This window comes from Shigella sonnei, assembly GCF_002950395.1.
In the GTDB taxonomy this organism is placed as follows: Bacteria; Pseudomonadota; Gammaproteobacteria; order Enterobacterales; family Enterobacteriaceae; genus ECMA0423.
Genome location: NZ_CP026802.1, coordinates 2,323,395 through 2,335,872, shown reverse-complemented (window position 1 = coordinate 2,335,872; position 12,478 = coordinate 2,323,395). Strand labels below are relative to the sequence as shown.

The window sequence follows — 12,478 nt, the reverse complement described above, 5'->3', positions numbered from 1 at the left end:
GATAACAATTACAGACCTTTGATATTTTCTGCTTCTAATTCATTGAAATATCTTAAAGTCTTAACTTTCAGCTCCATGGTGGAAGGTTCATCGCACACCATGATCGCTTTTGGATGCAGTTGCAGACAGCTGATGGTCCACATGTGGTTCACGCAACCTTCAACTGCAGCCTGCAGTGCCAGTGCTTTCTGGCTACCCAGCACCAGAATCATCACTTCTTCGGCATCCAGCAATGTACCAACACCGACAGTCAGGGCATATTTTGGCACCTGATTGACATCGTTATCAAAGAAACGAGAGTTCGCGACGCGAGTGTCATGAGTCAGGGTTTTGATACGAGTACGAGAAGCCAGAGAAGACGCCGGTTCGTTAAATGCAATATGACCGTCGTTACCTACACCGCCCATAAACAGATGAATTTTTCCGTAAGAACGGATTTTTTCTTCATACTGGCGGCATTCGGCGTCGATATCCGGGGCGTTGCCGTTGAGAAGGTTGATGTTTTCTGCTGGAATATCAACGTGATCGAAGAAATTACGGTGCATAAAGCTGTAGTAGCTTTCCGGATGCTCTTTCGGCAGACCGACATATTCGTCCATGTTGAAGGTGACAACGTGCTTAAAGCTGACCTGGCCTGCTTTATGCATTTCGACTAACGCTTTATAGGTGGTCATCGGCGTGCCGCCAGTCGGCAGGCCCAGAACAAACGGACGATCGGCAGTCGGTTTGAACGCATTGATACGATTGACGATATGGCGAGCAGCCCATTTGCCGACCTGTTCAGCGGTAGTTAGGGGGATCAGTCTCATTATTCACCTCAATAAGTAAAATGTAAGCCGTTGGCGGATTAGGCATCTTTAAGCGTAACCTGGATTTGCGCAGACAGGCGTCAATCCGACCTGATTTTTTGAATGATAAAATAAGTTTTCTGCTTTAGCCAGTAAAAGGGAGTGATGATAACGATATTTGGTGACAAAACTCACAAAAGGCACGCGTTTAATTTGCGATACGAATTAAATTTTCACACACTCTGTAGCAGATGATCTAACAATCTGATTACAGAACATCGGCAGTACAATTTGCAGCAAAATAAAAATACGGCTTTAAACGAGCCAAATAGGGTTCTCGTAGGGGGAATAAGATGAATATTTTAGGTTTTTTCCAGCGACTCGGTAGGGCGTTACAGCTCCCTATCGCGGTGCTGCCGGTGGCGGCACTGTTGCTGCGATTCGGTCAGCCAGATTTACTTAACGTTGCGTTTATTGCCCAGGCGGGCGGTGCGATTTTTGATAACCTCGCATTAATCTTCGCCATCGGTGTGGCATCCAGCTGGTCGAAAGACAGCGCAGGTGCGGCGGCGCTGGCGGGTGCGGTAGGTTACTTTGTGTTAACCAAAGCGATGGTGACCATCAACCCAGAAATTAACATGGGTGTACTGGCGGGTATCATTACCGGTCTGGTTGGTGGCGCAGCCTATAACCGTTGGTCCGATATTAAACTGCCGGACTTCCTGAGCTTCTTCGGCGGCAAACGCTTTGTGCCGATTGCCACCGGCTTCTTCTGCCTGGTGCTGGCGGCCATTTTTGGTTACGTCTGGCCGCCAGTACAGCACGCTATCCATGCAGGCGGCGAGTGGATCGTTTCTGCAGGCGCGCTGGGTTCCGGTATCTTTGGTTTCATCAACCGTCTGCTGATCCCAACCGGTCTGCATCAGGTGCTGAACACCATCGCCTGGTTCCAGATTGGTGAATTCACCAACGCGGCGGGTACGGTTTTCCACGGCGACATCAACCGTTTCTACGCTGGTGACGGCACCGCGGGGATGTTCATGTCCGGCTTCTTCCCGATCATGATGTTCGGTCTGCCGGGTGCGGCGCTGGCGATGTACTTCGCAGCACCGAAAGAGCGTCGTCCGATGGTTGGCGGGATGCTGCTTTCTGTTGCTGTTACTGCGTTCCTGACCGGTGTGACTGAGCCGCTGGAATTCCTGTTCATGTTCCTTGCTCCGCTGCTGTACCTCCTGCACGCACTGCTGACCGGTATCAGCCTGTTTGTGGCAACGCTGCTGGGTATCCATGCTGGCTTCTCTTTCTCTGCGGGGGCTATCGACTACGCGTTGATGTATAACCTGCCGGCCGCCAGCCAGAACGTCTGGATGCTGCTGGTGATGGGTGTTGTCTTCTTCGCTATCTACTTCGTGGTGTTCAGTTTGGTTATCCGCATGTTCAACCTGAAAACGCCGGGTCGTGAAGATAAAGAAGACGAGATCGTAACTGAAGAGGCTAACAGCAATACTGAAGAAGGTCTGACTCAACTGGCAACCAACTATATTGCTGCGGTTGGCGGTACTGACAACCTGAAAGCGATTGACGCCTGTATTACCCGTCTGCGCCTTACCGTGGCTGACTCAGCTCGCGTCAACGATGCGATGTGTAAACGTCTGGGTGCTTCTGGTGTAGTAAAACTGAACAAACAGACCATTCAGGTGATTGTTGGCGCGAAAGCAGAATCCATTGGCGATGCGATGAAGAAAGTCGTTGCCCGTGGCCCGGTAGCAGCTGCGTCAGCTGAAGCAACTCCGGCAACTGCCGCTCCTGTAGCAAAACCGCAGGCTGTACCAAACGCGGTATCTATCGCGGAGCTGGTATCGCCGATTACCGGTGATGTCGTGGCACTGGATCAGGTTTCTGACGAAGCATTCGCCAGCAAAGCGGTGGGTGACGGTGTGGCGGTGAAACCGACAGATAAAATCGTCGTATCACCAGCCGCAGGGACAATCGTGAAAATCTTCAACACCAACCACGCGTTCTGCCTAGAAACCGAAAAAGGCGCGGAGATTGTCGTCCACATGGGTATCGACACCGTAGCGCTGGAAGGTAAAGGCTTTAAACGTCTGGTGGAAGAGGGCGCGCAGGTGAGCGCAGGGCAACCGATTCTGGAAATGGATCTGGATTACCTGAACGCTAACGCCCGTTCGATGATTAGCCCGGTGGTTTGCAGCAATATCGACGATTTCAGTGGCTTGATCATTAAAGCTCAGGGCAATGTTGTGGCGGGTCAAACACCGCTGTATGAAATCAAAAAGTAATCTGCTTTATGCCTGATGCGACGCTTGACGCGTCTTATCAGGCCTACAAAAGCTCAGTCCTGGTTGGATAAGACGCGCATCCAACAATGACGCGGGACTGGCAAAAGCGGTGGAGATCTTCTCTGCCGCTTTTTTTTTCATCAATCATCCCCATAATCTCAGTGAGATTTTCGATTTTCGCTAACTAACAGTTGTCAGCCTGTCCCGCTTATAAGATCATACGCCGTTATACGTTGTTTACGCTTTGAGGAATCCACGATGAGTGAGGCAGAAGCCCGCCCGACTAACTTTATCCGTCAGATCATCGATGAAGATCTGGCCAGTGGTAAGCACACCACAGTACACACCCGTTTCCCGCCGGAGCCGAATGGCTATCTGCATATTGGCCATGCGAAATCTATCTGCCTGAACTTCGGGATCGCCCAGGACTATAAAGGCCAGTGCAACCTGCGTTTCGACGACACTAACCCGGTAAAAGAAGATATCGAGTATGTTGAGTCGATCAAAAACGACGTAGAGTGGTTAGGTTTTCACTGGTCTGGTAACGTCCGTTACTCCTCCGATTATTTTGATCAGCTCCACGCCTATGCGATCGAACTGATCAATAAAGGCCTGGCGTACGTTGATGAACTGACGCCGGAACAGATCCGCGAATACCGCGGCACCCTGACGCAACCGGGTAAAAACAGCCCGTACCGCGACCGCAGCGTTGAAGAGAACCTGGCGCTGTTCGAAAAAATGCGTGCCGGTGGTTTTGAAGAAGGTAAAGCCTGCCTGCGTGCGAAAATCGACATGGCTTCACCGTTTATCGTGATGCGCGATCCGGTGCTGTACCGCATTAAATTTGCTGAACACCACCAGACTGGCAACAAGTGGTGCATCTACCCGATGTACGACTTCACCCACTGCATCAGCGATGCCCTGGAAGGTATTACGCACTCTCTGTGTACGCTTGAGTTCCAGGACAACCGTCGCCTGTACGACTGGGTGCTGGACAACATCACCATTCCTGTTCACCCGCGCCAGTACGAATTCTCGCGCCTGAATCTGGAATACACTGTGATGTCCAAGCGTAAGCTGAACCTGCTGGTGACCGACAAGCACGTTGAAGGCTGGGATGACCCGCGTATGCCGACCATTTCCGGTCTGCGTCGTCGTGGTTACACTGCTGCTTCTATTCGTGAGTTCTGCAAACGCATCGGCGTGACCAAGCAGGACAACACCATTGAGATGGCGTCGCTGGAATCCTGCATCCGTGAAGATCTCAACGAAAACGCCCCGCGCGCAATGGCGGTTATCGATCCGGTGAAACTGGTTATCGAAAACTATCAGGGCGAAGGCGAAATGGTTACCATGCCGAACCATCCGAACAAACCGGAAATGGGTAGCCGCCAGGTGCCGTTTAGCGGTGAGATTTGGATCGATCGCGCCGATTTCCGCGAAGAAGCTAACAAGCAGTACAAACGTCTGGTGCTGGGTAAAGAAGTGCGTCTGCGTAATGCTTACGTCATTAAGGCAGAACGCGTGGAGAAAGATGCCGAAGGCAATATCACCACCATCTTCTGTACTTATGACGCCGACACCTTAAGCAAAGATCCGGCAGATGGTCGTAAAGTCAAAGGTGTTATTCACTGGGTGAGCGCGGCACATGCGCTGCCGGTTGAAATCCGTCTGTACGACCGTCTGTTCAGCGTGCCGAACCCTGGTGCTGCGGATGATTTCCTGTCGGTGATTAACCCGGAATCGCTGGTGATCAAACAGGGCTTTGCTGAACCGTCGCTGAAAGATGCGGTTGCGGGTAAAGCATTCCAGTTTGAGCGTGAAGGTTACTTCTGCCTCGATAGCCGCCATTCTACGGCGGAAAAACCGGTATTTAACCGCACCGTTGGGCTGCGTGATACCTGGGCGAAAGTAGGCGAGTAATTTTAAGTTTCGCTATGCCGGATGGGGCGTTTACGTCGCATCCGGCAAGGAACAGACAAACAGTTTCAAACGCTAAATTGCCTGATGCACTACGCTTATCAGGCCTACATGATCTCTGCAATATATTGAGTTTGCGTGCTTTTGTAGGCCGGTTAAGGCGTTCACGCCGCATCCGGCAAGAAATATGCAAACAATCCAAAACGCCGCGTTCAGCGGCGTTTTTTCTGCTTTTCTTCGCGAATTAATTCCGCTTCGCAATTTATCCATAAAATAAATTTAAAATAACAAAACATAATTAAATAAAATGTAACCGCTTTCATCTTGCTGGAATTTCACGCTTTTATTCTTCTGCAAGCCTTTCAACCGCAAACTTAAGCCTTGTAACAAAAATCATCAAAATATGTGCGGTTGCTCATGTTCTTACATTCTGGTTACAGAAAGAGATTGATAATTCGCGTCGCGAAAAATAGTCTGTTCCTGTAGTCAGCGAGACTTTTCTCAACGCTACTTTTTTAATTTTTATTTTTTCGCTGTTCACCTTTGGTGCAGCAATTTATACGTCAAAGAGGATTAACCCATGCGTACGTTTAGTGGCAAACATAGTACGCTGGCGCTGGCTATCGCCGGTGTTACAGCAATGTCGGGCTTTATGGCAATGCCGGAGGCTCGCGCCGAAGGATTCATCGACGATTCAACCTTAACCGGCGGTATATATTACTGGCAGCGTGAACGCGACCGTAAAGATGTTACCGACGGCGACAAATACAAAACCAACCTTTCTCACTCCACCTGGAATGCCAACCTCGATTTTCAGTCCGGTTATGCTGCTGATATGTTCGGCCTTGATATTGCTGCGTTTACGGCGATTGAAATGGCGGAAAACGGCGACAGCTCCCACCCGAACGAAATCGCGTTTTCAAAAAGTAATAAAGCCTATGACGAAGACTGGTCCGGCGACAAAAGCGGTATAAGCCTGTATAAAGCTGCGGCCAAATTTAAATACGGTCCGGTTTGGGCGAGGGCAGGTTACATTCAGCCAACTGGTCAAACGCTGTTAGCGCCGCACTGGAGCTTTATGCCAGGTACTTATCAGGGGGCGGAAGCCGGGGCGAATTTTGATTACGGCGATGCTGGTGCGTTGAGTTTCTCCTACATGTGGACCAACGAATACAAAGCGCCGTGGCATCTGGAAATGGATGAGTTTTATCAGAACGATAAAACCACCAAAGTTGATTATCTGCACTCCCTTGGGGCGAAATACGACTTCAAAAATAACTTCGTACTGGAAGCGGCATTTGGTCAGGCGGAAGGGTATATCGATCAATATTTTGCCAAAGCCAGCTACAAATTTGATATCGCCGGTAGCCCGTTAACCACCAGCTACCAGTTCTATGGTACGCGCGATAAAGTTGACGATCGCAGCGTCAACGACCTTTATGACGGCACCGCCTGGCTGCAAGCGTTGACCTTTGGTTACCGGGCGGCTGACGTAGTGGATTTGCGCCTCGAAGGCACCTGGGTTAAGGCTGACGGTCAGCAGGGATACTTCCTGCAACGTATGACTCCAACCTACGCTTCCTCCAACGGCCGCCTGGATATCTGGTGGGATAACCGTTCCGACTTCAACGCTAACGGCGAAAAAGCGGTCTTCTTCGGTGCGATGTATGACCTGAAAAACTGGAATCTTCCAGGCTTCGCCATCGGCGCTTCCTACGTTTACGCATGGGATGCTAAACCTGCGACCTAGCAGAGCAATCCGGATGCGTACTACGACAAAAACCGGACTATTGAAGAGTCTGCATACAGCCTGGATGCGGTCTACACCATTCAGGACGGTCGCGCCAAAGGCACGATGTTCAAACTGCACTTCACCGAATACGACAACCACTCCGACATCCCAAGCTGGGGCGGTGGTTACGGCAACATCTTCCAGGATGAGCGTGACGTGAAATTTATGGTAATCGCACCATTCACCATCTTCTGATGCCCGACGCGGCAGGTTTTGTGCCTGCCGCACGTTTGAGGAATTTGCTATGAAAAAACTGATTCTCATCGCCATAATGGCATCGGGGCTGGTAGCTTGTGCGCAATCAACCGCGCCACAGGAAGACAGTCGTCTGAAAGAGGCATACAGCGCCTGTATCAACACCGCACAAGGTTCGCCAGAAAAAATTGAAGCCTGCCAGAGCGTGTTAAACGTGCTGAAGAAAGAGAAACAACATCAGCATTTTGCCGACCAGGAAAGTGTCCGCGTACTGGATTATCAGCAGTGTCTGCGTGCAACGCAAACCGGAAATGATCAGGCGGTGAAAGCCGATTGTGATAAAGTTTGGCAGGAAATTCGCAGTAATAACAAATAAGTGAGAGCTGTAACTCTCGCTTTTCTTATTTCCCTTGCATAAAAAAGCCAACCCGCAGGTTGGCTTTTTCTCATTCAGGCTGGCTTATTTGCCTTCGTGCGCATGTTCATCTTCGCGGCAATCGCCTTCGGCACAGTGACCGTAAAGATAGAGACTGTGGTTAGTCAGGCGAATGCCATGTTTTGCGGCAATTTCACGCTGACGCGCTTCGATGGAATCATCACTAAATTCGATAACCTTGCCGCAGTCGAGGCAGATCAGGTGATCGTGGTGATGTTGCTGTGTCAGTTCAAATACGGATTTACCGCCTTCAAAATTGTGGCGGGTGACGATACCAGCGTCGTCAAACTGGTTCAGTACGCGATATACCGTAGCCAGACCAATTTCTTCACCCATATCGATCAGACGTTTGTATAAATCTTCCGCACTGACGTGATGGTTGTCCGGCTCCTGAAGAACTTCTAGGATTTTTAAACGAGGAAGCGTTACTTTCAGGCCAGCTTTCTTTAGGGCGGTATTGTTATCAGTCATGCGGAATCTGTCCTGTTACTAAGCGGTTCACTTCATTAGAAGAAGTGACAGAATTTGCTCTTGAGATAATGCGTATCATTATAGAATTGCCACGCCTAAATGAAAACCACAAGTCCCTGGCAAATATTGTTAATAAAAACGTGGCACAGCTTACATTTACAACGGCAAGGCCACTTGAACACCGGGACATTGTACAGGTACAACAGCAAAAGTTACAAATTTGTAGCAATTATTTTGATTGGCATTATCTATTAATACGGCGTAGACATGAGTCTACGCCGCATCACATCAGGCATTGAGAATTTCGTCGAGATGCAACTCTTCAGAAATCTGTTTAACCCATTTTTCTACACGTTCAGCGGTCAGTTCCGGCTGACGGTCTTCGTCGATAGCCAGACCGACAAAGTGGTCGTCATCAGCCAGACCTTTTGATGCTTCGAAATGATAGCCCGCAGTTGGCCAGTGACCAACGATCGTTGCACCGCGCGGTTCAATGATGTCGCGGATGGTGCCCAATGCGTCGCAGAAATATTCGGCGTAATCTTCCTGGTCACCACAACCAAACAGCGCAACCAGTTTGCCGTTGAAATCAATCTCTTCGAGAGTCGGGAAGAAGTCATCCCAGTCACACTGCGCTTCGCCATAATACCAGGTTGGGATGCCCAGCAGCAGAATGTCATAAGCTTCCAGATCTTCTTTGCTGCTTTTTGCAATGTCATGGACATCGGCAACGTCTTTACCAAGCTGTTTTTGAATCATTTTTGCGATATTTTCGGTATTACCGGTGTCGCTGCCGAAAAAGATGCCAGTGATAGCCATGAGTGAAATAACCTCTTGAAACTTATTGAAATGGGGGTGGAAAATTGCCCACGGATAAAGGCAATCATAGCAGAACAGGCAGTCTTGCGGAATCAGCAAACGAGCAGGACTGCACACTGTGCTACATGAAAGTGGAAATTTAAACGATGCCCTGACTACGCAGCGCCGCCAGTTGCTGCATTAACATCTCTTCGATCAGTTCGCTACGGCTCATATTGCGCGACTCCGCCAGCTCGTTCAGCGCCTCGACAGCTTCCGCGTTCAGCTTCAGTTCGACACGCTTAAGGCCACGTACTTTGTCGCGTTTTAGCTGGTTGCGTTTATTAATACGCAGCTGTTCATCGCGCGAAAGCGGATTAGTTTTCGGTCGTCCCGGTCGACGCTCGTGCGCGAACAGATCTAATGTCGTACGGTCCGTTTGTTCTTTGGCCATGATCTTGGTGACTTCGGGGGAAACAATCAGCCAGGCCTCTGCCCGGATGGATAGCGCGCCATAATACATCAGCGCGATGAGTCACGCCAACGCCCACGCGCGGAAAGCGACGCGGACGCTGGGTTTTTAATCAGTTGCGTTAATCATTGAGATAGCGACGGATAGCGCGTAATACCGCATCCGGTTTTTCAGCATGGACCCAGTGACCCGCGCCTGCAATCACATGCGCCCGTGCCTGTGGAAATTGTGCCAGTAAATCATCACGGTACTGCTCGCTAACATACGGAGAATTGCCGCCAGGGATAAACAGGGCAGGGTGATCCCATGCCGGGATTTTCTCCCAACCCACAATATGCGGATACTGATCCCACAATACCGGCACGTTAAAGCGCCACTCCCCGTCAACAAAAGATTTCAACAGAAACTGAATCACCCCTTCTTCATTAAGATGCTGGTGCATTATTGCTGCTGCTTGCTGGCGAGTTTGTGCGTCCGATTCACTGACCGCGTTGATAGCCGCGAAAATCTCATCATGACGGCGTACGTGATAGTCGACCGGTGCGATATCGATCGCCACCAGTTTATCGATGCGATCGCGGGCCAGTGCCGTAAGTGCCATTACCGCTTTACCGCCCATGGAGTGACCGATAAATGTTGCTTTGTCGATCTGCTGTGCATCCAGAGTATCAACAAGATCCTGCGCCATCGCCGGGTAATTCATTACCGGATCTCTCGGTGAAAGACCGTGGTTACGCATATCAACCTGGATGATATTGTGATCGTTTACCAGATCGCGAGCCAGTACGCCAAGGTTGTCGAGGCTACCAAACAGACCATGGACAAGAACGATGGGAGAATTATTGTGCTGGTTTTGTGCAGTTTGCGCGCGGATATTCAATTTCATGGCAAAGTTCTTTTTTTCGCGTTGTCGGGTTAGGGTATTATGTTGACCATTGTGCCACAGGGCTGCAACAAATAAGGTTTATTCCGAGTTTTTCTGCAAGCCAGGCTTGACGCTATCCGCTGCCGGGATTTATTCATATACTCTTGGCGACTTGTATTCAGCTAAGACACTGTACTGGATTAAGATGAAAACGATTGAAGTTGATGATGAACTCTACAGCTATATTGCCAGCCACACTAAGCATATCGGCGAGAGCGCATCCGACATTTTACGGCGTATGTTGAAATTTTCCGCCGCATCACAGCCTGCTGCTCCGGTGACGAAAGAGGTTCGCGTTGCGTCACCTGCTATCGTCGAAGCGAAGCCGGTCAAAACGATTAAAGACAAGGTTCGCGCAATGCGTGAACTTCTGCTTTCTGACGAATACGCAGAGCAAAAGCGAGCGGTCAATCGCTTTATGCTGCTGTTGTCTACACTATATTCTCTTGACGCCCAGGCGTTTGCCGAAGCAACGGAATCGTTGCACGGTCGTACACGCGTTTACTTTGCGGCAGATGAACAAACGCTGCTGAAAAATGGTAATCAGACCAAGCCGAAACATGTGCCAGGCACGCCGTATTGGGTGATCACCAACACCAACACCGGCCGTAAATGCAGCATGATCGAACACATCATGCAGTCGATGCAATTCCCGGCGGAATTGATTGAGAAGGTTTGCGGAACTATCTAAAACGTTGCAGACAAAGGACAAAGCAATGGCAATCCACAATCGTGCAGGCCAACCTGCACAACAGAGTGATTTGATTAACGTCGCCCAACTGACGGCGCAATATTATGTACTGAAACCAGAAGCAGGGAATGCGGAGCACGCGGTGAAATTCGGTACTTCCGGTCACCGTGGCAGTGCAGCGCGCCACAGCTTTAACGAGCCGCACATTCTGGCGATCGCTCAGGCAATTGCTGAAGAACGTGCGAAAAACGGCATCACTGGCCCTTGCTATGTGGGTAAAGATACTCACGCCCTGTCCGAGCCTGCGTTCATTTCCGTACTGGAAGTGCTGGCAGCGAACGGCGTTGATGTCATTGTGCAGGAAAACAATGGCTTCACTCCGACGCCTGCCGTTTCCAATGCCATCCTGGTTCATAATAAAAAAGGTGGCCCGCTGGCAGACGGTATCGTGATTACACCCTCCCATAACCCGCCGGAAGATGGTGGTATCAAGTACAATCCGCCAAATGGTGGCCCGGCTGATACCAACGTCACTAAAGTGGTGGAAGATCGTGCCAACGCACTGATGGCCGATGGCCTGAAAGGCGTGAAGCGTATCTCCCTCGACGAAGCGATGGCATCCGGTCATGTGAAAGAGCAGGATCTGGTGCAGCAGTTTGTGGAAGGTCTGGCCGATATCGTTGATATGGCGGCGATTCAGAAAACGGGCCTGACGCTGGGCGTTGATCCGCTGGGTGGTTCCGGTATCGAATACTGGAAGCGAATTGGCGAGTATTACAACCTCAACCTGACCATCGTTAACGATCAGGTCGATCAAACCTTCCGCTTTATGCACCTCGATAAAGACGGCGCGATCCGTATGGACTGCTCCTCCGAGTGTGCGATGGCGGGCCTGCTGGCATTGCGTGATAAGTTCGATCTGGCGTTTGCTAACGACCCGGATTATGACCGTCACGGTATCGTCACTCCGGCAGGTTTGATGAATCCGAACCACTACCTGGCGGTGGCGATCAACTACCTGTTCCAGCATCGTCCGCAGTGGGGCAAAGATGTTGCTGTCGGTAAAACGCTGGTTTCTTCTGCGATGATCGACCGTGTGGTCAATGACTTGGGCCGCAAGCTGGTAGAAGTCCCGGTAGGTTTCAAATGGTTTGTTGATGGTCTGTTCGACGGCAGCTTCGGCTTTGGCGGCGAAGAGAGCGCAGGGGCTTCCTTCCTGCGTTTCGACGGCACGCCGTGGTCCACCGACAAAGACGGCATCATCATGTGTCTGCTGGCGGCGGAAATCACCGCTGTCACCGGTAAGAACCCGCAGGAACACTACAACGAACTGGCAAAACGCTTTGGTGCGCCGAGCTACAACCGTTTGCAGGCAGCTGCGACTTCCGCACAAAAAGCGGCGCTGTCTAAGCTGTCTCCGGAAATGGTGAGCGCCAGCACCCTGGCAGGCGACCCGATCACCGCGCGCCTGACGGCGGCACCGGGCAATGGTGCTTCTATCGGCGGTCTGAAAGTGATGACTGACAACGGCTGGTTCGCCGCGCGTCCGTCAGGCACGGAAGACGCATATAAGATCTACTGCGAAAGCTTCCTCGGTGAAGAACATCGCAAGCAGATTGAGAAAGAAGCGGTTGAGATTGTTAGCGAAGTTCTGAAAAACGCGTAAACACATTTAATAAAAAAAGGGCGG

At 50.6% G+C, this 12,478-nt stretch carries 11 protein-coding genes and 1 pseudogene; 6 read left to right on the top strand and 6 right to left on the bottom strand.

Features of this window, described 5'->3' with window-relative positions:
* Window positions 1-8: 8 nt before the first annotated feature.
* A complete protein-coding gene (nagB, locus tag C1P89_RS12425; RefSeq protein WP_001237072.1) occupies window positions 9-809 on the bottom strand; it encodes a glucosamine-6-phosphate deaminase in 801 nt (266 codons plus the stop codon).
* A 332-nt stretch (window positions 810-1,141) separates the two neighbouring features.
* Between nagB and nagE the strand changes: the two genes are divergently transcribed.
* From nagE to C1P89_RS12400, 4 genes and pseudogenes are all read left to right on the top strand, one after another.
* The gene (nagE, locus tag C1P89_RS12420) at window positions 1,142-3,088 is read left to right on the top strand and encodes a PTS N-acetyl glucosamine transporter subunit IIABC (protein ID WP_001023124.1); all 1,947 of its coding nucleotides are present in this window, start codon (window positions 1,142-1,144) and stop codon (window positions 3,086-3,088) included.
* A gap of 258 nt (window positions 3,089-3,346) precedes the next feature.
* Window positions 3,347-5,011 carry a glutamine--tRNA ligase gene (gene glnS, locus C1P89_RS12415; RefSeq protein WP_001287154.1) on the top strand — a complete coding sequence of 555 codons (1,665 nt, stop codon included), beginning with the start codon at window positions 3,347-3,349 and terminating at the stop codon, window positions 5,009-5,011.
* Window positions 5,012-5,588: 577 nt separating this feature from the next.
* Window positions 5,589-6,995, top strand: a pseudogene (gene chiP, locus C1P89_RS12405) (chitoporin ChiP).
* A gap of 49 nt (window positions 6,996-7,044) precedes the next feature.
* Window positions 7,045-7,371, top strand: coding sequence for a ChiQ/YbfN family lipoprotein (locus C1P89_RS12400; RefSeq protein ID WP_000733572.1), 327 nt, complete (start codon window positions 7,045-7,047; stop codon window positions 7,369-7,371).
* Window positions 7,372-7,455: 84 nt separating this feature from the next.
* Here C1P89_RS12400 and fur read toward each other — a convergent pair whose 3' ends face one another.
* The 5 genes from fur to ybfF form a co-directional block, all read right to left on the bottom strand.
* A complete protein-coding gene (gene fur, locus C1P89_RS12395; RefSeq protein WP_000131702.1) occupies window positions 7,456-7,902 on the bottom strand; it encodes a ferric iron uptake transcriptional regulator in 447 nt (148 codons plus the stop codon).
* Window positions 7,895-7,981, bottom strand: a complete 87-nt coding sequence (gene uof, locus C1P89_RS12390) for a fur leader peptide (RefSeq protein ID WP_001406816.1) — start codon at window positions 7,979-7,981, stop codon at window positions 7,895-7,897. The genes fur and uof overlap by 8 nt, the downstream gene beginning before the upstream one ends.
* Before the next feature lie 209 nt (window positions 7,982-8,190).
* Window positions 8,191-8,721, bottom strand: a complete 531-nt coding sequence (gene fldA, locus C1P89_RS12385) for a flavodoxin FldA (protein WP_001018618.1) — start codon at window positions 8,719-8,721, stop codon at window positions 8,191-8,193.
* A 139-nt stretch (window positions 8,722-8,860) separates the two neighbouring features.
* Entirely contained in the window at window positions 8,861-9,154 is a 294-nt protein-coding gene (gene ybfE / locus C1P89_RS12380) for a LexA regulated protein (protein WP_001300829.1), read from the bottom strand.
* 139 nt (window positions 9,155-9,293) lie between these two features.
* Entirely contained in the window at window positions 9,294-10,058 is a 765-nt protein-coding gene (gene ybfF / locus C1P89_RS12375; RefSeq protein WP_000773285.1) for an esterase, read from the bottom strand.
* 184 nt (window positions 10,059-10,242) lie between these two features.
* Here ybfF and seqA point away from each other — a divergent pair, with 184 nt between their 5' ends.
* Both seqA and pgm read left to right on the top strand, forming a co-directional pair.
* The gene (gene seqA, locus C1P89_RS12370; protein ID WP_000848387.1) at window positions 10,243-10,788 is read left to right on the top strand and encodes a replication initiation negative regulator SeqA; all 546 of its coding nucleotides are present in this window, start codon (window positions 10,243-10,245) and stop codon (window positions 10,786-10,788) included.
* Window positions 10,789-10,813: 25 nt separating this feature from the next.
* The gene (gene pgm / locus C1P89_RS12365) at window positions 10,814-12,454 is read left to right on the top strand and encodes a phosphoglucomutase (alpha-D-glucose-1,6-bisphosphate-dependent) (RefSeq protein ID WP_005141235.1); all 1,641 of its coding nucleotides are present in this window, start codon (window positions 10,814-10,816) and stop codon (window positions 12,452-12,454) included.
* The last annotated feature ends 24 nt before the right edge of the window (window positions 12,455-12,478 follow it).

What these genes read in the sequence shown, in the direction of transcription:
- fur (WP_000131702.1), bottom strand. Translation starts at nt 7,902, where the DNA reads ATGACTGATAACAATACCGCCCTAAAGAAAGCTGGCCTGAAAGTAACG.
- ybfF (WP_000773285.1), bottom strand. Translation starts at nt 10,058, where the DNA reads ATGAAATTGAATATCCGCGCGCAAACTGCACAAAACCAGCACAATAAT.
- glnS (WP_001287154.1), top strand. Translation starts at nt 3,347, where the DNA reads ATGAGTGAGGCAGAAGCCCGCCCGACTAACTTTATCCGTCAGATCATC.
- C1P89_RS12400 (WP_000733572.1), top strand. Translation starts at nt 7,045, where the DNA reads ATGAAAAAACTGATTCTCATCGCCATAATGGCATCGGGGCTGGTAGCT.
- fldA (WP_001018618.1), bottom strand. Translation starts at nt 8,721, where the DNA reads ATGGCTATCACTGGCATCTTTTTCGGCAGCGACACCGGTAATACCGAA.
- nagB (WP_001237072.1), bottom strand. Translation starts at nt 809, where the DNA reads ATGAGACTGATCCCCCTAACTACCGCTGAACAGGTCGGCAAATGGGCT.
- pgm (WP_005141235.1), top strand. Translation starts at nt 10,814, where the DNA reads ATGGCAATCCACAATCGTGCAGGCCAACCTGCACAACAGAGTGATTTG.
- uof (WP_001406816.1), bottom strand. Translation starts at nt 7,981, where the DNA reads ATGATACGCATTATCTCAAGAGCAAATTCTGTCACTTCTTCTAATGAA.
- seqA (WP_000848387.1), top strand. Translation starts at nt 10,243, where the DNA reads ATGAAAACGATTGAAGTTGATGATGAACTCTACAGCTATATTGCCAGC.
- ybfE (WP_001300829.1), bottom strand. Translation starts at nt 9,154, where the DNA reads ATGGCCAAAGAACAAACGGACCGTACGACATTAGATCTGTTCGCGCAC.
- nagE (WP_001023124.1), top strand. Translation starts at nt 1,142, where the DNA reads ATGAATATTTTAGGTTTTTTCCAGCGACTCGGTAGGGCGTTACAGCTC.